This window comes from Burkholderia sola (assembly GCF_905400185.1).
Lineage (GTDB): Bacteria > Pseudomonadota > Gammaproteobacteria > Burkholderiales > Burkholderiaceae > Burkholderia > Burkholderia sola.
Map to the genome: position 1 here is coordinate 63,749 of NZ_FR989677.1, position 25,556 is coordinate 89,304.

General features: G+C 64.6%; 20 protein-coding genes and 1 pseudogene. 14 read left to right on the forward strand and 7 right to left on the reverse strand.

The features are described from left to right. Positions 1 to 151 precede the first annotated feature (151 nt). From KR541_RS30300 to KR541_RS30325, 6 genes are all read left to right on the forward strand, one after another. Positions 152 to 718, forward strand: coding sequence for a TetR/AcrR family transcriptional regulator (locus KR541_RS30300; protein ID WP_050015596.1), 567 nt, complete (start codon positions 152 to 154; stop codon positions 716 to 718). A 226-nt stretch (positions 719 to 944) separates the two neighbouring features. Continuing rightward, positions 945 to 1,373 (forward strand): organic hydroperoxide resistance protein, encoded by a 429-nt coding sequence (locus tag KR541_RS30305; protein WP_050015594.1) that lies wholly within the window; start codon positions 945 to 947, stop codon positions 1,371 to 1,373. Positions 1,374 to 1,427: 54 nt separating this feature from the next. Then, positions 1,428 to 2,456 carry an alpha/beta hydrolase gene (locus KR541_RS30310; RefSeq protein ID WP_050015592.1) on the forward strand — a complete coding sequence of 343 codons (1,029 nt, stop codon included), beginning with the start codon at positions 1,428 to 1,430 and terminating at the stop codon, positions 2,454 to 2,456. 228 nt (positions 2,457 to 2,684) lie between these two features. Continuing rightward, positions 2,685 to 3,056, forward strand: coding sequence for a CidA/LrgA family protein (locus KR541_RS30315; RefSeq protein ID WP_089490138.1), 372 nt, complete (start codon positions 2,685 to 2,687; stop codon positions 3,054 to 3,056). Next, positions 3,053 to 3,787 (forward strand): LrgB family protein, encoded by a 735-nt coding sequence (locus KR541_RS30320; RefSeq protein WP_050015589.1) that lies wholly within the window; start codon positions 3,053 to 3,055, stop codon positions 3,785 to 3,787. Before KR541_RS30315 ends, KR541_RS30320 begins: the two co-directional genes overlap by 4 nt. A gap of 230 nt (positions 3,788 to 4,017) precedes the next feature. Further along, positions 4,018 to 4,326, forward strand: coding sequence for a hypothetical protein (locus tag KR541_RS30325; RefSeq protein WP_050015587.1), 309 nt, complete (start codon positions 4,018 to 4,020; stop codon positions 4,324 to 4,326). A 106-nt stretch (positions 4,327 to 4,432) separates the two neighbouring features. Here KR541_RS30325 and wrbA read toward each other — a convergent pair whose 3' ends face one another. Next, positions 4,433 to 5,035, reverse strand: a complete 603-nt coding sequence (wrbA, locus tag KR541_RS30330) for an NAD(P)H:quinone oxidoreductase (RefSeq protein WP_216090029.1) — start codon at positions 5,033 to 5,035, stop codon at positions 4,433 to 4,435. A gap of 61 nt (positions 5,036 to 5,096) precedes the next feature. Next, positions 5,097 to 5,822, reverse strand: coding sequence for a pirin family protein (locus tag KR541_RS30335; protein WP_050015583.1), 726 nt, complete (start codon positions 5,820 to 5,822; stop codon positions 5,097 to 5,099). A 128-nt stretch (positions 5,823 to 5,950) separates the two neighbouring features. Here KR541_RS30335 and KR541_RS30340 point away from each other — a divergent pair, with 128 nt between their 5' ends. Next, a complete protein-coding gene (locus KR541_RS30340; protein ID WP_089490136.1) occupies positions 5,951 to 6,868 on the forward strand; it encodes a LysR family transcriptional regulator in 918 nt (305 codons plus the stop codon). 92 nt (positions 6,869 to 6,960) lie between these two features. Beyond that, positions 6,961 to 8,082 carry a Fic family protein gene (locus tag KR541_RS30345; RefSeq protein ID WP_208458936.1) on the forward strand — a complete coding sequence of 374 codons (1,122 nt, stop codon included), beginning with the start codon at positions 6,961 to 6,963 and terminating at the stop codon, positions 8,080 to 8,082. Between the two features lie 2 nt (positions 8,083 to 8,084). Here KR541_RS30345 and KR541_RS30350 read toward each other — a convergent pair whose 3' ends face one another. After that, positions 8,085 to 8,363, reverse strand: coding sequence for a hypothetical protein (locus tag KR541_RS30350; RefSeq protein ID WP_050015580.1), 279 nt, complete (start codon positions 8,361 to 8,363; stop codon positions 8,085 to 8,087). 116 nt (positions 8,364 to 8,479) lie between these two features. On the opposite strand from KR541_RS30350, the gene KR541_RS30355 reads away from it, so the two are divergent. Then, positions 8,480 to 9,550, forward strand: coding sequence for a lysozyme inhibitor LprI family protein (locus KR541_RS30355; protein WP_080334320.1), 1,071 nt, complete (start codon positions 8,480 to 8,482; stop codon positions 9,548 to 9,550). Positions 9,551 to 9,566: 16 nt separating this feature from the next. Here the strand turns inward: KR541_RS30355 and KR541_RS30360 are convergent, their stop codons facing one another. Then, complete coding sequence (locus KR541_RS30360; protein WP_050015578.1) at positions 9,567 to 10,643, reverse strand: LacI family DNA-binding transcriptional regulator; 1,077 nt, start codon at positions 10,641 to 10,643, stop codon at positions 9,567 to 9,569. A gap of 250 nt (positions 10,644 to 10,893) precedes the next feature. Here KR541_RS30360 and rbsK point away from each other — a divergent pair, with 250 nt between their 5' ends. The 3 genes from rbsK to KR541_RS30375 are packed head-to-tail and all read left to right on the forward strand — an operon-like array spanning position 10,894 to position 14,191. Further along, on the forward strand, positions 10,894 to 11,820 hold the full coding sequence (gene rbsK / locus KR541_RS30365) for a ribokinase (protein WP_050015576.1): 927 nt from the start codon (positions 10,894 to 10,896) through the stop codon (positions 11,818 to 11,820). A gap of 60 nt (positions 11,821 to 11,880) precedes the next feature. Beyond that, entirely contained in the window at positions 11,881 to 13,200 is a 1,320-nt protein-coding gene (locus tag KR541_RS30370) for an MFS transporter (RefSeq protein WP_050015698.1), read from the forward strand. Between the two features lie 43 nt (positions 13,201 to 13,243). Then, complete coding sequence (locus KR541_RS30375) at positions 13,244 to 14,191, forward strand: dihydrodipicolinate synthase family protein (protein ID WP_050015574.1); 948 nt, start codon at positions 13,244 to 13,246, stop codon at positions 14,189 to 14,191. A gap of 671 nt (positions 14,192 to 14,862) precedes the next feature. Here KR541_RS30375 and KR541_RS30380 read toward each other — a convergent pair. The 3 genes and pseudogenes from KR541_RS30380 to KR541_RS30390 all read right to left on the reverse strand — a co-directional run bounded on the left by KR541_RS30380 (position 14,863) and on the right by KR541_RS30390 (position 17,676). Beyond that, positions 14,863 to 15,960: an IS5-like element ISButh6 family transposase gene (locus KR541_RS30380; protein ID WP_080334439.1), complete on the reverse strand. Its 1,098-nt coding sequence runs from the start codon at positions 15,958 to 15,960 to the stop codon at positions 14,863 to 14,865. A 524-nt stretch (positions 15,961 to 16,484) separates the two neighbouring features. After that, positions 16,485 to 16,748: pseudogene (locus KR541_RS30385) on the reverse strand (transposase); the annotation flags it as partial. Positions 16,749 to 17,121: 373 nt separating this feature from the next. Further along, the gene (locus KR541_RS30390; RefSeq protein WP_050014710.1) at positions 17,122 to 17,676 is read right to left on the reverse strand and encodes a recombinase family protein; all 555 of its coding nucleotides are present in this window, start codon (positions 17,674 to 17,676) and stop codon (positions 17,122 to 17,124) included. A 464-nt stretch (positions 17,677 to 18,140) separates the two neighbouring features. Here KR541_RS30390 and KR541_RS30395 point away from each other — a divergent pair, with 464 nt between their 5' ends. Together KR541_RS30395 and KR541_RS30400 are read left to right on the forward strand one after the other, a co-directional pair. Then, a complete protein-coding gene (locus KR541_RS30395) occupies positions 18,141 to 19,154 on the forward strand; it encodes an EAL domain-containing protein (protein WP_160300517.1) in 1,014 nt (337 codons plus the stop codon). A gap of 190 nt (positions 19,155 to 19,344) precedes the next feature. After that, positions 19,345 to 25,533 (forward strand): ESPR-type extended signal peptide-containing protein, encoded by a 6,189-nt coding sequence (locus KR541_RS30400; RefSeq protein WP_216090212.1) that lies wholly within the window; start codon positions 19,345 to 19,347, stop codon positions 25,531 to 25,533. The last annotated feature ends 23 nt before the right edge of the window (positions 25,534 to 25,556 follow it).

Here is a 25,556-nt window from a genome sequence, read left to right on the forward strand (position 1 = left end):
GATTCGATCGCGCTGCAGGCCGGTTGTAAGCCGCCCCGGCCGTGCGACCGCTTCCTCCGTGCTTGCGCATCGGGATCGCGCCCGGGGCATGGTCATCACGCCCCTAAAAAAATCCTTGACTATCTATCTATGAGTAGATAAAGTTCGATCCATGGAAACGAAACCGACCGTCCGCGAACAGATTCTCGACCACGCGATCACGCTGATGATGCAGCGCGGTTACAACGGCTTCAGCTATCGAGACCTGTCCGACCTGGTGGGCGTGAAGACGTCGAGCATCCACTACTACTTCCCGTCGAAGGACGATCTCGTGCTGGAAGCGGTGGCGGCCTACAGCGACGAAGTCCTCGCGGCCGTGCGGGCGATCGATCCGGCGTTGCCGGCCGACGTGAAGCTGAGCCTGTACACGAAGATGTTCGGCCGCACGCTCGGCGACGGCAATTTGATCTGTCTGTGCGGGATGCTCGCGTCCGACATCGAAACCTTGCCGGAGAACGTGCGGCAGGCCGTGCAGGCGTTCTTCAAGGCCAACGAAAGCTGGCTTGCGGAATTGCTCGCGCAAGGCGCGAAGGAAGGCACGCTGCAGTTCAGCGGCGAGCCGGAAACCGCGGCGCGCACGTTGTATGCGGCGTTCCAGGGCAGCGTGCTGGCCAGCCGGTTGTTTCACACGCGGGCGCGTCTCGAGGACGTCGAGTCCGTCTGGAAAACGCGGTCCTGACGGACGGCGCAAGCAGGGAGGCGGTTCGCCGCCTTTTTATTGAATCTCGTTGTCTATCATGTAGTAGATAGATAATCTGACGCAGGCGGGATCATTCGGCTGCATTTTTTGGGGATGTTTGTCTATCTATGAGTAGATAAACAAATGCGACGCCGATGCGGAATCCGCCGGCACGCCGTCCCCGGTTCGAAGGGTGTTTCATTCACTTGCTGAAAAGGAGTCTGTCATGTCGATCGAAAAAGTGCTGTACCGCGCCCATGCAAAAGCCACCGGCGGCCGCGACGGCCGTGCGACGGTGCCCGAAAGCGGCCTCGACCTGAAGCTGACCACGCCGCGCGAGCTCGGCGGCGCGGGCGGTGCGGGCGCGAACCCCGAACAACTGTTCGCCGCCGGCTACAGCGCGTGCTTCATCGGCGCGATGAAGTTCGTCGCGGCGCGCGACAAGATCGCGATCCCCGCGGACGCGGCGATCGAAGGCAGCGTCGGCATCGGCGCGATCCCGAACGGCTTCGGCATCGAAGTCGAGCTGAAGATCTCGTTGCCGGGCCTCGATCGCGACATCGCGCAAACGCTGATCGACCGCGCGCACGTCGTCTGCCCGTACTCGAACGCGACGCGCGGCAACATCGACGTCACGCTCACGCTCGTCCAATAAGTCGCATTGCCAACCATTCATCGCCATTCGAAGATTCGACCAAGGAGTCGCACCATGAAGATCGTCAAGCCGCTGCTGATCGCCGCCGCCGTTGCAGCCGCCCTGTCCACCGCGCCTGCCGCGTTCGCCGCCGATGCCGTCGGTCCCGATGCGAAGACGAGCGCGTTCCTCGCCGCGCTGAACGGCCAGAAGGGCCCGGGCCTCGAAACGTTGAGCCCCGCGAAGGCGCGCCAGGTGCTGGTCGACGCGCAGAACGGCGTGAAGGTCGATCTGTCCGGCATCGACGTGTCGAACCGCACGATCGAACAGGACGGCCTGTCGGTGCCGGTCACGATCGTGCGCCCGCAAGGTGTGACGGGCACGCTGCCGGTATTCGTGTTCATCCACGGCGGCGGCTGGGTGCTCGGCGATTTCCCGACGCACGAGCGCCTCGTGCGCGATCTCGTCGTGCAGTCGGGCGCCGTCGCGGTATTCGTGAACTACACGCCGTCGCCGGAAGCGCGTTATCCGGTCGCGATCAACCAGGCGTATGCGGCGACGAAGTGGGTGGCCGCGCACGGCGCGGAGATCGGCGTCGACGGCAGCCGCCTCGCGGTGGTCGGCAACAGCGTCGGTGGGAACATGTCGGCCGTCGTCGCGCTGATGGCGAAGGACAAGGGCGGCCCCGCGATCCGCTTCCAGGGGCTGATGTGGCCGGTCACGGACCACAATTTCAACACGGGTTCGTACAACGCGTATCAGCAAGGCCACTTCCTGACGCGGCCGCTGATGAAGTGGTTCTGGGACGCCTATACGAAGAACGAAGCGCAACGCAACGAGATCTACGCATCGCCGCTGCGCGCGAGCGTCGCGCAGTTGAAGGGGCTGCCGCCCGCGCTGATCCAGGTCGCGCAGTTCGACGTGTTGCGTGACGAAGGCGAAGCGTACGGCCGCAAGCTCGACGCGGCCGGCGTGGACGCGACGACCACGCGCTACGACGGCACGATCCATGATTTCGGCCTGCTGAACGCGCTGGCCGACGATGCGCCGACGAAGGCCGCGACGAAGGCGATGGCCAATGAAATCGCGACGCGGCTGAAGTAACGCGGTCGACGGCCATTCGAACTTGAACGACAGGACGGCGGGCACGTTGCCCGCCGTTTTTGCGTGCGGGCGTTTCGTTCATGCCCGGCAGCGTGTCGATCACCCAATCGCGCCCGGCCGCCGGCATTGTTGGTACGATCGCGCGTATCGTTCACGCCGGCGTCGCCAGCCGCCGGCTCATCGGCCGCGCTTGCACGGCAGCGCGGCCACGTTCGGGAGAAGCGGTTCATGTTGCAGGCGTTCGCGGTCTTGCTGATCTTCCAGTGTCTCGGGGAAGGCGTGTCTTATCTGTTCGGCTTGCCGGTGCCGGGCCCCGTGATCGGCATGCTGCTGCTGTTCGGCTTCGTGATGCTGCGCCCGCAGGCGGCCGATGCGATCGAGCCGACCGCGCTCGAGCTGCTGCGTCACCTGTCGCTGCTGTTCGTGCCGGCCGGCGTCGGCATCATGGTGTCGGCCGACCGCGTGCGCGGCGACGCGGCCGCGGTCGTCGTCGCGCTGGCCGTCAGCACCACGCTCGCGATCGCGGTGACGGCGCTCGTCACGCGCGCGTTGCTGCGGCGCCAGCGCCGCGCGGGCGGCACCGCGGAGGGTGCGCAATGACGGCGTTCCCGAAGCTTGGCGCGATCTGGGTCTATCTCGCCGCGAGCCCGCTGCTCGGCCTGACCATCACGCTGGTCGCGTATCTGTTCGCGCAGGCCGTCTATGCGCGGGCGCGTTTCAATCCGCTCGCGAATCCGGTGCTGATCGCGGTCGCGATGATCGTCGTGCTGCTGACGCTCACGCATACGCCGTATCCGACGTATTTCGAAGGTGCGCAGTTCGTCCATTTCCTGCTCGGCCCCGCGACCGTCGCGCTCGCGCTGCCGCTGTACCGCCAGTGGTCGAAGCTGCGGCGCAGCGCGCTGCCGCTGCTCGTCGGCCTGCTCGCGGGTTCGCTGACGGCGATCGTGTCGGCGGTCGGCATCGCCGCGCTGTTCGGGGCGTCGCACCAGACGATCGCGTCGCTCGCGCCGAAATCGGCGACGACGCCGATCGCGATGGCCGTCGCCGCCGAGATCGGCGGCATTCCGTCGCTCACCGCCGTGCTCGTGATCTCGACCGGGATCTTCGGCGCGGTGTGCGCGCGCGGCATCCTCAATCTGCTGCGGATCGACGAGCCGGCCGTGCGCGGCTTCGCGCTCGGCGTCGCGTCGCACGGGATCGGCACCGCGCGCGCGTTCCAGGTCAGCGAGGAAGCCGGCGCGTTCGCTGGGCTCGGAATGGGGCTGAACGGCGTGCTGACGGCATTCGTCGTACCGGTCCTGCTGCCGGTGCTGTCGCGCTGGATCTGAGCGTCGGCCCGCGCCCGCCCCGGGTATCGGTTTCCCCGATGGCGCGGACGGCACGCCGAAAGGGCGGCGCACCCGGCGCGCATGTATCGTTGACGTTATCAGGACAATTCAGGAACGCACACGGACATTTGCGCGCCGATCGGCTAACGTTGCATCGGCGCCGTTGTCGCAAGCCATCGCGTGCACGCCGGTGTCCGACCCACACTCAACAATCGACAAGGAGATCGGCCATGAAGCAGTCTCGCGTGGTTTCGGTGGCAGTAGCAGTAGCGGCGTCGTTCGGTCTGTCGTTGACCGCCGCGCCGGCGGCATACGCGCAGGACGCGGCGGCGTCCGCGCCGACGCAGAAGCAGCTCGCCAAGGCGCAGAAGAAGGCGGCGCGCAAGGCGGCCCGCGCGCGGCACGCGTCGGACCTGAAGGCGATCGGCACCGGCAGCGGCTACCGGTTGACCGGCGATCAGAGCAACTATCCGCAGAATGCCGTGCAGAAGGCGCCCGCGACGAACGCGGCGCCGGCCGCGCCGGCTTCGGGCCAGTAACGGTCGAACGCGTGGCACAGCACGAACGGCGCCGGTCGAACCGGCGCCGTTCGTTCATCTGCGGAAGGGCGGGACAGCAGGACGGCGGGCCCGCGAGCCCGCCGCGTTACGACGCGAGCTTGCTCGCGAGTTCCGCCACGTGCTTGCCCTGGTAGCGCGCGATGTCGAGTTCGTTCGCGCTCAGCTGGCGGCTGCCGTCCGCGCCCGCGAGCGTGGTCGCGCCGTACGGCGTGCCACCGGTGATTTCGTTCATGTTGACGAGGCCGCTGCACGCATACGGCACGCCCACGATCACCATCCCGTGATGCAGCAGCGTCGTGTGGAACGACGTGATCGTCGTTTCCTGGCCGCCGTGCTGCGTGCCGGTCGACGCGAACACGCTGCCGATCTTGCCGACGAGCGCGCCTTTCATCCATAGGCCGCCGGTCTGGTCGAGGAACGTGCGCATCTGGCCGGCCATGTTGCCGAAGCGGGTCGGCGTGCCGAAGATGATCGCATCGTAGTCGGCGAGTTCGTCCACCGTGGCGACCGGCGCGGCCTGGTTAACCTTCACGCCGATCGCGCGGGCCTGGTCGACGGGGATCGTTTCCGGCACGCGTTTGAGCGTGACCTCGACGCCGGGCACCGATTTCGCACCCTCGACGATGTGCTGCGCCATCGTTTCGACGTGCCCGTAGGACGAGTAGTACAGAACGAGAACCTTGGCCATGTTGCGAATCTCCGATTAAAAGGGCCCCGCGGTCAGCGGGGCCCGGTTTCCCGAACGGGCATCACGCCCATTCGGCCGTCACTTCGACCGGACGCAGATCGAACACCAGCACCTCGGCGTCCTTGCCGTCGGCGATCGTCAGCGCCTGTTCGCCGCGGATGCGTGCGCCGTCGCCTTCGCCGAGCGTCACGCCGTTGACCGTCACGCTGCCGCGCGCCACGTGCACGTAGGCAAAGCGGCTCGGATCAAGTTCCAGCGTAGTGCTTTCGTCGCCGTCGAACAGGCCCGCGTAAATCCGGGTGTCCTGCCGGATCTTCAGCGAACCGGCATCGCCGTTCGGCGACACGACGAGGGCGAGCTTGCCGCGCTTGTCGTCGGCCGCGACATTCGTCTGCTGATAGCGCGGCTCGGCGCCCTTTTCGGCCGGCCCGACCCAGATCTGCAGGAAGTGGACCGGCGTGTCCGGCGAGTGGTTGAACTCGCTGTGGCGCACGCCCGTGCCGGCGCTCATCAGTTGCACGTCGCCCGGCACGATCACCGAACCGGTGCCCATCGAGTCCTTGTGTTCCAGCGCGCCGTCGAGCACGTACGACAGGATTTCCATGTCGCGGTGCGGGTGCGTGCCGAAGCCGCGGCCCGGGGCGACGCGGTCGTCGTTGATCACGAGCAAGTCGGAGAAGCCGACTTGCTTCGGATCGTAGTAATTCGCGAACGAAAACGTATGACGGGAGCTGAGCCAGCCATGCTCCGCACGGCCACGTTGGTTTGCTGCACGGATATCGATCATGATTTTTGTCCTTGAAGTCGCCGGACCTCGGAAGTGGGCTCGGCTGTTCGTTGAGATGAATCTTAGGTCAATCGATTTGACAAATAAATCGCTGCAGAGATAATGACTGTCGCTCTGGAGTGGACAATATGGAACTCAACGACCTGAGGATCTTCGTCGCGACCGTCGACGCAGGCAGTTTCACGGCGGCGGCCGATCAGCTGATGCTGTCCAAGCAGTTCGTCAGCCGGCGCACGATGGCGCTGGAGGCGTCGCTCGGCGTGCGGCTGCTGCATCGCAATACCCGCAATCTCGCGGTGACCGAATCGGGGCAGGAGTTTTATGCGCGCGCGCAGCGGATCCTCGCGGAGATCGCCGACGCCGAGCAGGCGATGTCGGTGCGCAGCACCGAGCTGCATGGTTCGCTCAAGATCAGCGCGCCGCTGTCGTTCGGGATCACGCACGTGTCGCCACTGATCGCCGAATTCCTGTCCGCGCACCCGGCCGTGCGGTTGAACCTCGACCTGACCGACCGGCGCGTCGACCTGATCGGCGAGGGTTTCGACCTCGTGCTGCGGATCGGCTCGCTCGAGGATTCGACGCTGATCGCGCGTCCGCTCGGCGCGTGGCGGATGATCGCGTGCGCGAGCCCCGCTTACCTGAAGCGGCACGGCACGCCGCAGACGCCGGCCGATCTCGCCGGCCACACGTGCGTGCTGTACGGGCGCGAGCGGCGGGTCGGCTGGGAGTTCCGCGTCGACGGCGCGGCGCGCACGTTCGACGTGCAGGGGCCGCTCGTCGCGAACAACGGCGAAGTGGTGCGCGACGCCGCGATCGCGGGGCTCGGCATCGCGCTGCTGCCGCACTTCATCGTCGGCGCGGCGCTCGACAGCGGCGCGCTCGTACCGGTGCTCGACGCGTACGTGCCGCCGCCGATCACGCTCAATGCGGTGTTTCCGCAGCACCGGGAAGGGTTCGTCACGCTGCGCACGTTCATCGGGTTTCTCGCGGAACGGCTCGGGGAGCCGGCCGGGGCGGAGGCGAGCGCGGCGGGCCGGGTACGGTAGCCGGCCGCGTGCAGTGAATGGGGCGCGTAATCTCTGCAGAATTTGCGGAGATTATTGAGTGCTGCGGCGAATGGGTGGATAATCTCCGCATCATGAGCGGAGATTACACCTTCATCTGGGAATCGGCCGACTGGCCGGCATGGCGCTTCGACCTTCCGGCCCTCGCCGCGCCGCTTGCCGACGTCAGCCGTGCGCAAGGCATGCTGGTCGGCCGACTGGCGGATGTCGGCCTGACATTGCGCGACGAGGCGAGCCTGGCCGCGCTGACGGAGGACGTCGTCAAGACCAGCGCGATCGAGGGCGAGAACCTGAATGTCGCATCGGTCCGGTCGTCGATCGCGCGCCGGCTCGGGGTCGACATCGGCGCGCTGGCGCCGGTCGATCGCCACGTCGAAGGCGTCGTCGACATGGTGCTGGATGCGACGACCCATTCGGCCGCACCGGTCACCGAAGCGCGGCTGTTCGGGTGGCATGCCGCGCTGTTTCCGACCGGCTATTCGGGGCTGTCGCGGATCACGGTCGGCGAATGGCGCACGGATGCGAGCGGGCCGATGCAGGTGGTCTCCGGGCCGATCGGCCGGCAGCGCGTGCATTTCGAGGCGCCGCCGGCCGTACGCCTGACGCACGAGATCGAGCGCTTTCTCGCGTGGCTCAACGCGCCGCCGGCCGAGCCGTTGCTGATCCGGGCCGGGCTCGCCCATCTGTGGTTCGTCACGCTCCACCCGTTCGACGACGGCAACGGTCGTATCGCGCGCGCGCTCGGCGATCTGGTGCTGGCGCGCGCGGATCGAAGCCCGCAGCGTTTCTACAGCCTGTCCGCGCAGATCCAGCGCGAGCGCAACGCGTATTACGACGTGCTGGAGCGCACGCAGCGCGGCTCGCTCGACGTCACCGAGTGGCTCGCGTGGTTTCTGGACACGCTGGGTCGAGCCATCGATCATGCGCACACGACGCTCGATGCGGTGCTGATCAAGGCGCGCTTCTGGCAGCGATGCGCGGGCGTCGCGCTGAACGAACGCCAGGTCAAGGTCATGAATCGCCTGCTCGACGGCTTCGAAGGGAAGCTGACGACCACCAAGTGGGCCGCTCTCGCGAAATGCTCGCAAGACACGGCGCTGCGCGACATCACGGCGCTCGTCGAGCAGCGCATGTTGCGGCGCTCGGCGTCCGGCGGGCGGAGCACGAGTTATGAGCTGGTGCCGTTCGACGGCTGACGTCATTGCCGGCTCGTCTCGTCCTGCGCGCGAAAGGCGTCATGTGCGTGGCCGATGCAGCCGGTGCGATTGCCAGACGTGTGTGGCAGGTTGCGGCGCATCCGGTTCTCGTCGATGGAAGACGGCGGGCCGATCAGGGGTGACGGCGCTCGCGCGATCGTGTTCATCGGGATCGTCGATCGCGCGACGAAAGCTGCGCTGCGCGACGGTATCGTGCACTGCGGCGCGGGCGTCGAGATAGTTGCGACAACATCGAACGTCGATTGATCGGCGTCGCGCATTCGGGTTACGCTTCGCCGGGCGGCGCCGTGCGTCGCATGCCGGGCCGGGCGTTTTTACCTCGAATGTCGCGTGCACGTAGCTTCTACGGATGCGCGACCCAGCGACGATCAAGCCGATGACCATTCACAACCGATCGAATCCGCGCGCACACGCTGCACGTTGCGCAAGCGGCAAGCGGAGCACGTACCTGTTATCCGTCGCGGCGGCCGTGCTGCTGATGTGGCTGCCGCCCGTCGCGTATGCGGCCGGCTTCGACTGCGCGAAGGCCGCGTCGCCGACCGAAAAAACGATCTGTGCGGACACTGCGTTGTCGAAGCTCGACGGCGATCTGTCGACAGCGTGGAAGCGGGCGCTCGCGAAGGGCGGCGATACGGCCGCGCTGAAGGCCGCGCAATTGAAGTGGCTCAAGCAACGCGACCAGTGCGGCAGCGATGCGTCGTGCCTGGGCGACCGCTACCGCGAACGGCTCGCGAGCCTGAACGGCATGCCGCTGGCCGCCGATCGCTGGCAGCAGACGTGGTATCTCGACAGCGACAACCCATCGTTCGGCGGTGTGCTGACGTTTACCGGCACGGTGCCGCGCCTGCATTTCGAGCTGAGCGCCAACAACGGCGCCCATGATGGCGGGCTCGACGGCAACATCGTGCTGCACGGTGACAGCGGAACCTATCGCCGGGACAAATGCCGGCTTGACTTCGACCGGAAGGGCGGACGCATCCGCGTCACGCAGCAGGGTGCCGATGTCGATTGCGACGCAGGTATGGGCGTCATGTACGCAGGCAACTACGTGACCGCCGCGCAGTCGCAGTCAAAGCCGCCGGCCGACCTGCTGAGCCTCAAGGTCGTCGCGGACGCACAGCAGAACGCGGCCGCGCACAAACTGCTCGGCGCCGACTATCAGACGCTCGTCGACGTGGTCAATCTCAGCGCCGACGAGAAGGACCTCGATGGCCTCAACGCACACGTGACGTCGTACTGGGTGCGCGGCATCGCGACGACGAACGCGGCGATCGTGATGCGCCGCGGCACCGATCTGTGGATCGGGCTGCTCGTGTTCGATGCGAAGAACAACGTCCGGATGCGTTACTACTCGAACGTGCCCGCGTGGAAGAAAACGGTGCCGAAGACGATCAACGCGTGGCACGACAATCTCGACAAGACGCTGCCGATCGACGTGACGCAGTAAACAGGGCGCTGCCCCGCTACGTCTTGTTCTTCCGCGCCGCGCGCGCCTGCGTCCGCGCCGGCGGCGCCGCCGATTCCCGTATGCGCAACTCGGGCTGGACCGCATGGCCGGACCCCGTGGCGCCGTTTTCGAGCGCGTCGAGCAACGCATGCGCAGCTTGACGCCCGATCGCGTCGGTGTCGACCCACATCGTCGTCAGCGGCGGCTGGATCTCGCGCGCGAGCGCGATGTCGTCGAACCCGGTGATCGACAACTGCGCGGGCACGTCGATGCCGAGCGCCTGCGCTTCGAGCAGCGCGCCTAGCGCGAGCGCGTCGTTGCCGCAGATCACGGCGGTCGGCCGCGTCGCCGCGTCGCTGCTGGCGATCGCGCGCAGGCTCGCGCGCCCGAACGCGATCGTGGCCGCGCCTTCGTGCTGATGCACGGGGCGCACCGCGAGCCCGTGCGCGGCCAGCGTGTCGTGAATGCCGCGCAGTCGGGCCTGCACGCGGTCGTTGTCTGTCGACGGCTGCATGATGATCGCGAAATCGCGATGACCGAGATCGAGCAGGTGCGTGGTGAGCCGCGCGAACGCCGCGCGGTTGTCGAAGCCGATGCAGCAGTGCGGGCTGTCGTCGCGGTACGCATACGTGACGACGTACGGCACGCGATGCATCGCAAGGAGTTCGAACAGTTCCGGCGGATACGCTTCGCCGACCAGCGACACCGCTTCGACGCCGCGCGACAGCATCGCGCGCACCTGCGCGAGCGCCTGCGCGGGGTCGTAGTTCGAGCAGCCGAGGAACAGCGTGATGCCGTGCTCGGCCATGACCGTCTGCATGCCGGCGACCTGCGACGCAAACACCTGATCGTCAAGGGTCGGAATGATCGCGCCCGTGATGTGGGTGCGCGTGGACGCGAGCGCGCGGCCGGCCGCATTCGGGATCCAGTTCAGCGCGAGCGCCGCGTCGCGCACGCGCTGCTGCACGTCGGCCGACACCTTGCCGGGATCGTTGTACACGCGCGAGACGGTCGCGGTCGACACGCCGGCCAGTTTCGCGACGTCGCCGAGCACCGAGCGGCCGCTGCCGCGGCGTGCGCGGGGCGTGCTCATCGGTTGCCTCCGCACGTGGCGACCGTGCCGCTGCCGTGTGCCGTCAGAAGCGTCATTGGCGTCATTGTTTACCCTCGATTCATGATGGCCCGCTTGCATTCTCGATCGAGCCTGCCAGAATGTAAGCGCTATCTTGCTGCTGATTCCCTATTATGTCAGACACTTTTCCAATCCGTATGGCGAAATTTTCCGAGACGACGGCCTTTTCAGTCATTTTGTCGGTCTCAAATGTAAGCGGTTACATCAAGCAATGAACGGCATCCCGTCACCGCGTATCGCCGTCGTCGGCAGCGTCAACATCGATCTCGTCACGCGCGCGCCGCGCCTGCCGGTGCCGGGCGAGACGCTGCTCGGCACGACGTTCGAGACCGTTCACGGCGGCAAGGGCGCGAACCAGGCGGTGGCGGCCGCGCGCCTCGGCGCGTCGGTCGCGATGATCGGCTGCGTCGGCGACGACGCGTTCGGTGCGCGCCTGCACGCCGCGCTGGCGGCGGAGCGCATCGACGTGACGCACCTGCACCGGATCGGCGGCACGGCGACCGGCGTCGCGACGATCACGGTCGACGACGGCGGTGCGAACAGCATCGTCGTCGTGCCGGGCGCGAACGCGTGCGTCGATGCCGACCGGATCGACGCGGCGCGCGACGCGATCGCCGAGGCCGCGCTGCTCGTGTGCCAGCTCGAAGTGCCGGTCGCCACCGTGGCGCGCGCGATTGCCAGCGCCAGCGCGCACCACACGCCGGTGTTGCTCAATCCCGCGCCCGCGCAGCCGCTCTTCGATGCATTGCTGGCGCGGGTCGACTATCTCGTCGTCAATGAAACCGAGGCCGAGTCGCTGACCGGCATCGCCGTCGGGGACGACGTGTCGGCCGCGCGCGCCGCCGAGGCGCTGTGCGCGAAGGGCGCCGGCAACGTGCTGGTCACGCTCGGCGCGCGCGGCGTCTGCTGGCGCGGCAGCGCAGGCAGCGGCCATCATCGTGCGATCGCGGTGGCGGCCGTCGATACGACCGCGGCCGGCGACACGTTCGTCGGCGGGTTTGCAGCCGCGCGGGCCGGCGGCGCGTCGATGGACGACGCAATCGGCTTCGGCCAGCGGGCGGCCGCGATCAGCGTCACGCGCCACGGCGCGCAGACGTCGATCCCGACGCGCGACGAGGTCATACGGTCGGACACCTGAATTCCGCATGCGACGGAACGGCCGAACCCGGCCCCTATCAGTGACATGGAGACAATCGACATGAACGACAACCCATCTGTTCCGCACGCGCCGCCCCGGATCCGGCGCGGTCAACGCATCGCGCTCGCGCTGTTGATGGCGAGCGGGATCGTCAACTATCTCGATCGCGGCACGCTGGCCGTCGCAAGTTCGGCGATCCGCGGCGATCTCGGCTTGTCGCTCGCGCAGATGGGGCTGCTGCTGTCGGCCTTCTCATGGAGCTATGCGCTGTGCCAGTTTCCGGTCGGCGGGCTGGTCGACCGCATCGGCCCGCGCCGGCTGCTCGGCATCGGGCTGATCGTCTGGTCGTTCGCGCAGGCGTCGGGCGGCCTCGTGTCCACGTTCGGGTGGTTCATCGTCGCGCGCATCGTGCTCGGCATCGGCGAGGCGCCGCAATTCCCGTCGGCAGCGCGCGTGGTGAGCAACTGGTTTCCGCTGCGGGCGCGCGGCACGCCGACCGGCATTTTCAATGCCGCGTCGCCGCTCGGTACCGCGCTTGCGCCGCTGCTGCTGTCGGTTCTCGTGGCCTCGTTCCATTGGCGCTGGGCGTTCGTCGTGACCGGGGCGCTCGGTCTCGTCGTCGCCGTCGTGTGGTTCGCGCTGTATCGCGATCCGGTGCGCGCGCAACTATCTACCGCCGAGCGCAATTATCTCGATGCCGATGCGCAAAGCGTCGCCGCCGCGCCGAAACTGACCTTCGTCGAATGGCGCAGCCTGTTCTCGCACGGCACGACCTGGGGGATGCTGATCGGCTTCTTCGGCTCCGTGTACCTGAACTGGGTGTACCTCACCTGGCTGCCGGGCTACCTGACGATGGAGCGGCACATGAGCCTGATTCGTACCGGATTCGCCGCATCGGTGCCGTTCCTGTGCGGGTTCGTCGGTTCGCTCGTCGCCGGCTGGCTGTCGGATTTCGTCACGCGCCGCAGCCGGTCGCCGGTCGTGAGCCGGCGCAACGCGGTGGTGGCCGCGATGCTCGGAATGGTCGCGTTCACGATTCCGGCCGCGCTCGTGCAGAGCAATACGGTTGCGCTCGCATGCATTTCGGTCGTGATCTTTCTCGCGAACGCGGCGTCGGCGTGCTCGTGGGCGCTCGCGACGGCGGCCGCACCGCCGAGCCGCATCGCGTCGCTCGGCGCAATCCAGAATTTCGGCGGCTTCATCGGCGGTGCGCTGGCGCCGATCCTGACCGGCATCATCGCGCAGAAGTGGTCGTTCGTGCCCGCGCTGCTCACCGCGGCGGCGATCGCGTTCGCCGGCGCGATGGCCTATCTGCTGCTCGTGCGCAAGCCGATTCCCGAACAGGCCGCGAACGCCGCGCCCGGACCGTTGCCGGCGTGATCGTGCAGCCTGCATTCGCATTCACTGAAGGAAGGAGAAACCGATGCAACATCCGCAGCAATCGAACGTGACCATCGAGGGGATCGTGCCGGTGATGCTGACGCCGTTCGACGACGCCGGTGCGATCGACTACGCCGGGCTCGAGCGGCTCATCGACTGGTATCTGGCGCACGGCTCGGATGCGTTGTTCGCGGTCGCGCAATCGAGCGAGATGCAGTTCCTGAGCCTGGCCGAACGCGCGGCGCTCGCGCGCTTCGTGGTCGAGCGCGTGGCCGGGCGCGTGCCGGTCGTCGCGTCGGGCCACATCAGCGACGATCTCGACGCGCAGGTCGCCGAACTGTGCGCGGCGGCCGAATCGGGCGCGCAGGGCGTCGTGCTCGTGACCAACCGGCTCGATCCGCAACGCAAGGGCAGCGCCGCGTTGCTCGACCATCTGCACCGGTTGCTCGCGCGACTGCCGTCGGATCTCCCGCTCGGCCTGTACGAATGTCCGGCGCCTTACCGGCGGCTTCTGTCGGATGACGAACTGCGCGCGTGCATCGACACGGGTCGGTTCGTGATGCTGAAGGACGTGAGCTGCGATCTCGCGACGGTGAAGCGGCGCGTCGCGCTTGCCGAGGGATCGCCGCTGAAGATCCTGAACGCGAACGCCGCGATCGCGTGGGACGCGATGAAGGCCGGCTCCGCCGGTTTCAACGGCGTGTTCACGAACTTCCATCCCGATCTCTACCGGTGGTTGCGCACGCAAGGCGAGTCGAATCCGGCGCTCGCCGACGAACTGTCGACGTTCCTCGTCGTCTCGGCGGTCTCGGAGGCGCTGGGCTACCCGGCGCTCGCGAAGCTGTATCACCAGCGGATCGGCACGTTCGGGTCGATCAAGTGCCGGGCGATCGACTACGACGTGCGCGAACGCTTCTGGGCGCTCGACGCGGTGCTCGACAAGATCGTCGCCGGTACCGAACATTTCCGCCGGCGGATCGCTGCGTTGTAACGGAGGACGCGTGTCACGCCAGTGGCGTGGCACGCGATCGCATCGCGTGCTGAGCACGTGGCCGGCACGCTCGTTGCCTGCTGGAACGATCCGTCTTGCACGATGCGTCGCAATCGCGGCGCCATCCAAACATCGCGATTCCCATCACGCCGGTGGCGGCAACGCGTACCGTCATACCGCTGCGCCGCCGTACCGCCGGCTGTCATTCGACGGCCATTCACCCCATCACGAACGCGAACCGCCCGCGATCCGCGAGCGCGGTGTCGACTATCAACTGATTCCGTAACGTAAAGAAGCTTCAACTTGCTGACAGACGGAGGCGGCGGTTTGCATGGCCAGCAGTGGGCGTTTGGAAACGAAATTTGATCTGGATTTGTTCGTAACTATTTGATTTTGTTGGGATGGGTTGGGTGTTGGAATGTTTGAGACGCAATTGAATCTGTTTCGGCGAGCGTTCAGACAAGAGCCGGTGTTGCAAACAAAATCCGGTCGGTAGTCCGTCGCCCCTCACTAGCAGGCTGTTGAAAAGCGCCTCGCTTTGATGACTGGGGCACTGTTTAAAAGGATTTCGTATGCGCTTGGCTGCCGAGTTGCCAACGAATCGCCGAAGCTGGACCGTTCGCGAGCGATCCAGCCGGCGCGTTGCCGTACGACGGCCGCGCTTGGGCGGCTCATTGCACCGCTCCTTGCGGCGGCACCACCGTCAGCATTCGCGCCATTCGAGTCAGATTGCTCGCCAGCATCGTCAGCTTGAAGTGCTGGTCGACCCGTTTGAGGCCGCGATACGCGGTCTGTCGAATCCTGCCGACGGTCTTGCCCCAGCCGAAGTGCTCTTCGATGCGTTTGCGAATCACTTGGCTAATGCCATAACCGGCGTGCCGCGAGGTGCGGCCGTCGATCGCACTGCCGCCTTGATGCGTGTCGTTGCGCGCGACGTGTGGCGTCACTTTGCGCGCTCGGCAATCCCGCACAAAGTCGCGCATGTCGTAACCCTTGTCGGCGCCGAGCGTCTTGGCGTGACGACCCGGCACGCAATCGAGCAGGCGCAACGCACTCGCGCGTTCGCCGAAACCATCAGCGTGGCTGACCACTGCGCCGACCACCAAGCCCGAGCGGTTCTCCATCAGGATGTGCCCCTGATAACAAAGGATGGCTCCGCTTTGCCGCCCCTTGCGGAACAGGCGCGCATCCGGATCGGTGCTCGATTCATGCGTGTCGTTGCTGCGCCGCTTGCCCTTCCAGTCGGTGTCGACATTGCGGCCACCGCCGGCTGGCGGATCGTCCGAACCGTCCTTGGGCCGGAAGCTCTTGTGGCTGGCCCAAGCCTGGATCAGCGTGCCATCGACCGAGAAGTGTTCTCTGGACAGCAGCCCTTGCTTGTCGGCCAGGCTCATGACTTCGGTAAAGAACGCTTCGACCACGTCGTGCTCCAGCAGTCGATCCCGGTTCTTCGAGAACACCGAGTGGTCCCACACGGCGTCTTCGATGGCCAAGCCGACGAACCAGCGGAACAGCAGGTTGTAGCGCATCTGCTCCATCAGCATGCGCTCGCTGCGTACCGAGTAGAACACCTGCAGCAACAACGCACGCAACAGCTTCTCCGGTGCAATCGACGCGCGGCCGCTGTCCGCGTAGATCGTGCCGAACAACCCGTTGAGCCGCTTCAGTGCCTGATTGACCAGCAGCCGGAGCGGCCGCAACGGGTGATCGGCCGGCACGAAATCTTCCAGCTTCACCGTCGTGAACAGCGGTTCCTGCATCTCGTCCATTCCGCGCATCGCTCTTATCTGCCCAAGGTCATGAACACGATATCTCTAACGCACCGCTCGCAACGCCCGTTTACACCGTTCCGAATTTCAACAGCCTGCTAGTCTAGGGCCAACAGTCTTCGCTATCGATGGCCCGCCCGACGTTCCTAGCGTTGAAGATTTAAGCCGCATTGCAATTTATGTGGGAGCACCGAAATCGTCGATATCTCGTGCCGGAGCTGAGAATTTGTGCGATCGGGACGACTGTATCGATGCTTCTCGGATGTAAAGTGGATCAACTCAAAAAGGGTCGGAAACTCTGGGGCGAAGTGTTCGTACGGATACACTCCCACCACAAAAAGTGGAGCGGCCCCACATATCTGAGGACACGAGGACTCTCATAAAATAGGGGATAGTCTTGCGCCTATTAGTAAGCCTAGTCATTACGTGGAAAGCATCGAAATTTTGACCGCACCGAAGCGCCGTGGGCGCACGGCGCAAGAAAAAATCGCCATCGGGGGATGCGGCCATTTTCTTGGACTGATTTACGTTGTTAACCCAAGGCTTTCACGGTACTCGATGGGGCTGAGATAGCCGAGGGAGCCCTTGATCCGCTTTTCGTTATACCAGCGGATATAGGCATCCAGTGCCTCAACGAATTCCGCGATGGTCGTCGAACGCCAATTGCCAGGGTAAAACATTTCGGTCTTCAGCCTTCCGAAGAAGCCTTCGCAGGCAGCATTGTCTGGTGAGCAGGCTTTTCGCGACATGGATCGAATGAGGCTGGCGTTCGCAATCCGGGACAGCCAATGATCGCCGCGAACGGCCAAAGGGAAAATGCGTCCGGCCCGACAGTAATTCAACGACCTGCTAACCGATAGCCAGACCAGCAACCCAGCGCTTGAAGTGTCGTGCGATCGAGCAATTCTTCCTTCTGACCTCCTAAAGTCAGGCGTCAGGTTACGCAATCGCCCTCAAACCCTCCACGGCTTCCTGCGAAGAACCTTTTTAAGGGGACACGATATTCCCAGGCCATTCAGGATAGCTAAAGATGGCTTTACCGGACGCTTATAGAGCACCTCACGTGGAGTTGATCGGGAGGAATCAGGTCGCCTGTGGCATGCGGCCGTTGGAAACCTTCCGCGATGTTGCCAATGCGGTTGGCTCCGAGGCGTGGTGGATTCAACCGGTCGATGCAGCGAGTGCGCGCTTGACCGTTCGGGGATGAACGTTGAAATGGGCGGCGACTTCGGTGATCGTGCTGGTTTTGAGCAGGACGCGGGCATGTGCGCATCGGTCGGGCGTCATTAGTCGCTGTCGTCCTCTCTTCTTGCCCCGTGCTCGCGCGGCGGCCAATCCCGCGCGTGTGCGTTCGCTGATGAGGCTGCGCTCGAATTCGGCGAGTGCACCCATCATGTGGAAGACGAGCCGCCCGCCGGGAGAGGCCGTATTAATCGATTCGGTGAGCGACGTGAAGTCGATGCCGCGTCGAGCTAGGTGATTGACCAGATCTATCAACTTACTCAGCGACCGGCCCAGCCGGTCGAGACGCCAGACGACAAGCGCGTCTCCTTTTTCGATTCTCGCGAGGGCCGCATCGAGGCCCGGGCGGTGAAAGTCGCCCCCCGAAATTCCCTGGTCTGAAAAAACGACGTCGCAGCCCGCCCGTGTGAGGGCATCGATCTGGAGGCCTAGGCTTTGCTCGTCGGTAGACACGCGCGCGTACCCGATCTTCATGAGCGCGCTCCGCAAGAAGTGTCAGGTATGTGTTGGTGTATGCGGACAGACACACATAACTTCACCGCCATGACGCTTGACGCCTGACGACGGTGACGGCATTGCCAGACGACGGCTCGACGCGATGAAGGACATCGGTGACGCTCACTAGTATTTGATTGCACGGTGTTTTTTGCTTCTCAAGCGGCGCTTCCAGTAGACAAAGAGACGAGTGCATCAGCGCCGTCGTGACACGCCGACGGCCGTAATAATGCAAACCATCGTCAAATCTTCGGTTGATGTTGAAAGTTTACTGGACACAAAGGAACGTTTGTGTCTGATAAGGGTTGCAATTTTGCCACTCTTACGAATCAAGGAGTTACATAGATCATTTCGTTTTTTGTAACTTTGCTGCAAACCTTCCTTTTTGTCCCCCAAGGGTTGCTGGCACCCGCAGCGAAGTGGCGTGAATGGAGATCTTGGGGATGAAATCCAAGTTGCTCGTCGAAGTCGCGAATAGCTCCGCGCTGGAGCGGTGTTTTGGGCACATGTTTGGCGATGCGGTCGATGTAGATCTGGCCGAGCGTACAAGGCAGTTCTTCGGTGTATGCGGCAGGGTGCAGGCGATTTGCGGCGGTAATCTGCTGAATTCCGAGCTGGTGACCAGGGGGGCGAGGGGATGCGGGTTAGCGCGCGACTTGGCTCGCCGAGCTGAGTGCGAATTGGGTGAGCAGGGATTCGCCCCGTCGGTTGCCATTCGGCTCATGCGGCCGGGTGTTGATGCGCCGACGCGCACCGATTTCGCGATTGCCGGGCATGTACTGCGCGCGATCGCTACTGATGCGTGCACGCTCGTGATGTCGCCTGTTTACTCGGTCGACGACGGGTGCGACGTGTTGTATTTCGAATGTTCGCCGTGGTGCCGTGCGCTCGGCGGCCGCATGTCACCGCCGCACGCCTATCTGCCGAGCTCCACCCGCGTTGGGCTGATGTGCCATTTGGACCGCTACGTGCTCAGGCGCGTTCTCGACCTGTTGAAACGTTCACCGGAACTGCGTATCGGTGTGAATCTGACAGGTCAGAGTCTCGTGGTTGGATTGCACTGGGAAGATTTATTCGATCAGCTTTCTGCATCGCCTGACTTGGCTGCGCGGCTCGTGGTAGTGATTGCCGAGAGTGCTGAAATCGAAGTTGAGTGTGCTGGGTGTGCTCGGGTTTTTCTTGCGAGGCTCAAGGCAGCCGGATGTCTTATTGCGATTGATCAATACGGGTTGACTTACGGAAATGCCGCGGGCATGGAAATTCCGGACCCCGATATCGTGAAGATCGCACCAACATTCATCTCCGCGGCACGTCGCAATGACCGTGCGTTGGGGAGACTTCGGCGTTTGGTGGAACTGGCTGCGAACATTGCAAGGGACGTCGTGGTGATTGGCGCAGAAGGTGATGTTGATCTGCAGCTTGTACGGGATGTCGGAGTCAGGTGGGTGCAGTGCTGATGAGTATGTGAAGTAGAAAATTTTCTCACAATATCTTAATCAACGAATATTAGTTTGGACTGCTATTGTTTATAGAAGAAATGGAGTGGGAAATTCCGTGGTGACCTGGAATCCCTCAGTTCTAAAGCAATAGCGATCTTGGAAAATTGACGCGCCCTTCGGCCAACGTCGTTTGGATCATTGAGTCGCTATGAATCGCACATACCGTACTGTTTGGAACGAATCCCTCGGGGCCTGGGTAGCTGCATCGGAGCTCGATTCCGCGCGTGGCAAGGGCAATCGTTCGGCTTCTGTCAGAATTCTCGCTAGCCTTCTGCTGCTTGGAGTGGTGCAGTTTAGCTATGCCGGAACATATACGGGGAGTGATACGTGTACCAGCCCGGCCGCTACCAGTCCTGATGGTGCGCGGGCACTCCCCGCCGGGGGTGCACCAATCAATGGGAATGGCGCCTGGTCGTCGGTTGCGGGATGCGGTGCAAACGGAGGAGGGGCGCTCTATCTCGGTGTGACTCTCTTCGGTTCGTTCACGACGGCAACCGGAAACGGGGCGGTTGCGCTCGGGACGAGCGCACAGGCCGGACAATGGGGATCGGCCCTTGGGCTGGATGCGACGGCAAGCGGCATCGGAGCAAGCGCGTTCGGCTATGGATCCACTGCTTCTGGTACCGGTTCGATTGCGATTGGCGGAACCAATCAAAATGGCGGAGTTGGAGCGGCCACAGCGTCGGCCGTATCAAGCATTGCAGTTGGTACCGGGGCTCAAGCGACTGTGACGGGTTCAGTCGCACTGGGTCAGAATGCGATAACGACCGGTGCGGCGAATACTGTAACGGGCGGTACGGGTACCGTCAGCAGCACGACGGTCGGAAGTCAGACTTTCGGCACTTATGCCGGTGCAAGTTCGGCTGCTGGAGTGGTCAGCGTTGGTGCTCCAGGGTCGGAGCGGCGCATTCAGAACGTTGCCGCGGGTTTGGTGAGCGCGACCAGCACGGACGCGATCAACGGCAGTCAGCTCTACGCGGTTGCCAGTACGACGACATCGAGCATTGAGAGCTTGTCGACGTCGACGTCGACGTCGACGGGCATCAGCACGGCGCTGAGCGGTGTCGGTTCACTGTCGACCGGTCTGTCTGCGACCAACAGTTCCGTTACGTCGCTGTCGACGTCGGCCTCCACCGGCATTTCGTCGGCTAACAGCTCGATCGCCTCGCTGTCGACATCGACGTCGACAGGGATCAGCACGGCGCTGAGCGGTGTCGGGTCGTTGTCGACTGGTCTGTCGACAACGAACAGTGCGGTGACATCGCTGTCTACTGCCACGTCGACCAGCATCGTGTCGCTGTCGACCACGACCAACAACCTTGGAACAAGCACGGCGACAGCATTGGGGGGCGGTGCGGCATACAACCCGTCAACCGGTACGATTTCGGCGCCGTCCTACACGACATACAACGCAAACGGCACAACGAGCACGGTCAACAACGTTGGCGCAGCGATTGACAGCATCAACAGCCAGGGCATCAAGTATTTCCACACGACCTCGACAGCACCTGACAGCCAGGCGCTGGGCACCGATTCGGTCGCAATCGGTCCGAGTGCGGTGGCGAACGATGCAGGCGACGTGGCTCTGGGTTCCGGTTCGGTTTCGGCAGTGTCGAATCCCACTGCGGCGGGGGTGATCGGCGGAGTGGCATACAGTTATGCGGGGACGTTGCCCTCGAGCGTGGTGAGCGTCGGAGCGCCGGGCGCGGAGCGTCAAGTAACGAATGTGGCGGCCGGCCGGGTTTCGGCAACAAGTACGGACGCGGTCAACGGTTCACAATTGTTCGCAACTAACACCGCAGTCAATCGTTTGTCGACGTCGACGTCGACCGGGCTGTCGAGTGCAACGAGTTCGATTGCGTCGCTGTCCACGTCGACGTCGACGGGCCTCTCGTCGGCCACCAGCTCGATCGATTCGTTGTCGACCTCCACGTCGACCGGTCTGTCCTCGGCGAACAGCTCGATCACCTCGCTGTCGACCTCGACCTCGACTGGCCTGTCGTCGGCCAATAGCTCGATCACGTCGCTGTCCACGTCGACCTCGACCGGCATCAACTCGTTGTCCACCGGCATCAGCTCGGCAAACAGCTCGGTCACCTCGCTGTCGACCTCCACGTCGACCGGCCTGTCGTCGGCCAACAGCTCGGTCACCTCGCTGTCGACTTCCACGTCGACGGGTCTGTCGTCGGCTAACAGCTCGATCACGTCGCTGTCCACTTCGACTTCGACCGGTATCAACTCGCTGTCCACCGGTATCAGCTCGGCAAACAGCTCGATCACGTCGTTGTCGACTTCGACGTCGACCGGCCTGTCGTCGGCCAACAGCTCGATCTCGTCGCTGTCCACGTCGACCTCGACCGGCATCAACTCGCTGTCCACCGGTATCAGCTCGGCCAATAGCTTGGTCACCTCGCTGTCGACTTCGACGTCGACGGGTCTGTCCTCGGCAAATAGCTCGATCACGTCGTTGTCCACGTCGACCTCGACCGGCATCAACTCGTTGTCCACCGGTATCAGCTCGGCAAACAGCTCGGTCACGTCGTTGTCGACTTCCACGTCGACCGGCCTGTCGTCGGCTAACAGCTCGATCTCGTCGCTGTCCACGTCGACCTCGACGGGTCTGTCGACGGCCACGAGCTCGATCGGTTCGCTGTCCACTGGCTTGAGCACGGTCACGGTCAAGACGGACAACCTTGGCACCAGCACGGCATCGGCGCTCGGCGGCGGTTCCACGTACGACCCGACGACCGGGACGGTCTCCGCGCCGGCATACACGACCTACAACGCGAACGGCACGACGTCGACCGCCAACAGCGTCGGCGCGGCGATCAACAACATCAACAGCCAGGGCATCAAGTACTTCCACGCGAACTCGACCGGCGCCGACAGCACCGCGACCGGTGCCGACGCCGTTGCCATCGGCACCGGGGCAGTCGCCGGCACCAACAATTCCGTGGCGCTCGGCGCCAATTCGCAGACCGGCCCGGCCGTTGGCACGAGCAGCGCGACCGTCGGCGGCGTCACGTTTGGCGGATTTGCGGGTGCCTCGCCGGACGGTACCGTTAGCGTCGGCAGCGCCGGCAAGGAACGACAGGTCACCAACGTCGCCGCCGGCCAGGTGACGTCGACCAGTACCGACGCGGTCAACGGCAGCCAGCTGTATTCGGTCGCCCAACAGGTTGGTACCGCGACCAGCGCCATTTCGTCGCTGTCGACTTCGACGTCGACGGGCCTGTCGTCGGCTAACAGCTCGATCACTTCGCTGTCGACTTCGACGTCGACGGGTCTGTCGTCGGCTGATAGCTCGATCTCGTCGTTGTCGACCTCGACTTCGACGGGTCTCTCGTCGGCCAACAGCTCGATCACCTCGCTGTCCACATCGACCTCGACGGGTCTGTCGTCGGCTGACAGCTCGATCACCTCGCTGTCGACTTCGACTTCGACCGGCCTCTCCTCGGCTAACAGCTCGATCACCTCGCTGTCGACTTCGACCTCGACCGGCCTGTCCTCGGCTGACAGCTCGATCACGTCGCTCTCGACTTCGACGTCGACGGGTCTGTCCTCGGCGAACAGCTCGATCACGTCGTTGTCCACCTCGACCTCGACCGGTCTGTCCACCGCTAACAGCTCGATCGATTCGCTGTCGACCTCGACCTCGACGGGCCTCTCGTCGGCCAACAGCTCGATCACGTCGCTGTCGACTTCGACCTCGACGGGCCTCTCGTCGGCCAACAGCTCGATCACCTCGCTGTCGACTTCGACCTCGACGGGTCTCTCGTCGGCCAACAGTTCGATCACGTCGTTGTCGACTTCGACCTCGACGGGCCTCTCGTCGGCAAACAGCTCGATCACGTCGCTGTCCACGTCGACGTCGACCGGCCTGTCCTCGGCGAACAGCTCGATCACGTCGCTGTCCACGTCGACGTCGACCGGCCTCTCGTCGGCGAACAGCTCGATCACGTCGCTGTCGACTTCGACCTCGACCGGCCTGTCGTCGGCGAACAGCTCGATCAGCTCGCTGTCGACTTCGACCTCGACGGGTCTCTCGTCGGCCAACAGTTCGATCACGTCGCTGTCGACTTCGACCTCGACGGGCCTCTCGTCGGCCAACAGCTCGATCACGTCGCTCTCGACTTCGACCTCGACGGGCCTGTCTTCGGCAAACAGCTCGATCACTTCGCTGTCGACTTCGACCTCGACGGGCCTCTCGTCGGCCAACAGCTCGATCACGTCGCTCTCGACTTCGACCTCGACGGGCCTGTCTTCCGCAAACAGCTCGATCACTTCGCTGTCGACTTCCACGTCGACCGGTCTGTCGTCGGCAAACAGCTCCATCGGTTCGCTGTCCACGGGCCTCAGCTCGACGGATAGCTCGGTGACGTCGCTGTCGACCTCGACCTCGACCGGTCTCTCGTCGGCCAACAGCTCGATCGGTTCGCTGTCCACGGGCCTCAGCTCGACGGATAGTTCAGTGACGTCGCTGTCGACCTCGACCTCGAGCGGCCTCTCGTCGGCCAACAGCTCGATCGGTTCGCTGTCCACCGGCCTCAGCTCGACGGATAGTTCGGTGACGTCGCTGTCGACTTCCACCTCGACCGGCCTCTCGTCGGCTAACAGCTCGATCGGTTCGCTGTCCACGGGCCTCAGCTCGACGAATAGTTCGGTGACGTCGCTGTCGACCTCGACCTCGACCGCGATCAACGCCGCGAAGACGCACTACTACAGCGTCAACGACAACGGCGTGCAGCAAGCCAACTACGACAACACGGGTGCAACGGGCACCAACGCCCTGGCAGCCGGCGTGAACGCCAGCGCGGCAGGCGCCAGCAGCGTCGCGGTCGGCGACGGTTCGAACGCGCAGTCGGCAGGCGCGGTCGCCATCGGCCAGAGCGCATCGGCAACGGGCGGCAAGGCCGTGTCGATCGGCTCCGGCAACACGGCAACCGGCGACGGCGCGGTCGCAATCGGCGACCCGAGCATCGCAACGGGTACCGGCGCGGTGGCGATGGGCGCGAACGACACGGCGACCGGCAACGGCGCAGTGGCGCTCGGCAACGCGAACACTGCCAACGGCGCGAGCGCACTTGCACTCGGCAGCTCGAACCAGGCCACCGCGGACAACACGATCGCGCTCGGCAACCAGGCCACGGCAAGCGCCACCGGCGCGCAAGCGTACGGATCGGCAGCGCAGGCAACCGCTGCCGACGCACTCGCCTTCGGCACGAACGCGCAGGCCAACGTCGCCAACTCGATCGCACTCGGCGCGAACTCGGTCACGAGTGCCGCGAACCCGACGTCGAGCGCCACGATCGGCGGCGTCACGTACCCCTTCGCAGGCGGCTCGCCGGTCGGCGTGGTGAGCGTCGGCGCACCGGGCCAGGAACGCCAGATCACGAACGTCGCCGCAGGCCGGATCTCGGCCAGCAGCACGGACGCGATCAACGGCAGCCAGCTCAACGCGACGAACAATGCGATCAACACGCTGTCGACGTCCACCGCGTCGAACGTCGCGTCGCTGTCGACGGGCATCAACTCGCTGTCCACCGGCCTGAGCAGCACGAACAGCTCGGTGTCGTCGCTGTCCACGTCGACCTCGACCGCGATCAACTCGCTGTCGACGGGCCTGAGCACGACGAACAGCAACGTCAACTCGCTGTCGACGTCGACGTCGACCGGCATCGGCTCGCTGTCCACCGGCCTGAGCACGACGAACAGCAACGTGGCCTCGCTGTCGACCGGCGTGAACAACATCAACAACACGTTGAACTCGCTGTCGACGACGATCAACAACAACACGACGCGCGCCGCCAACAACAACGGCATCGCGGCCGACATGAACGGCAAGGGCACCGACGTCCCAACCGTCACCACGGGTTCGAACTCGGTGGCGATCGGCGCAGGCTCCAACGACGGCGGCCGCTCGAACGTGGTGTCGGTCGGCAACGACACGCAGCAGCGCCAGATCACGAACGTCGCGCCGGGTACGCAAGGCACCGACGCGGTGAACGTGAACCAGCTGACGCAGGTGCAGACGACGCTGTCGACGGCACTGTCGGGCCAGCAGGCGCAGATCAACTCGCTGGGTTCGCAACTGCAGCAGACCGACCAGATGGCGAAGCAGGGTATCGCGGCCGTCGGCGCGATGGCGTCGATCCCGCAGCTCGATCGCGACGCCAACTTCGGGATGGGCGTGGGTACGTCGACCTTCCTCGGCCAGAAGGCAATGGCGGTCAACATGCAGGCCCGCATCACGGAAAACCTGAAGGCGTCGATCAACGGCGGTTTCAGCGGCGGTCAGAAGGTGATCGGCGCCGGCATGCTGTACCAGTGGAAGTAACGCGTCGCGCCGCCAGGCCGCCC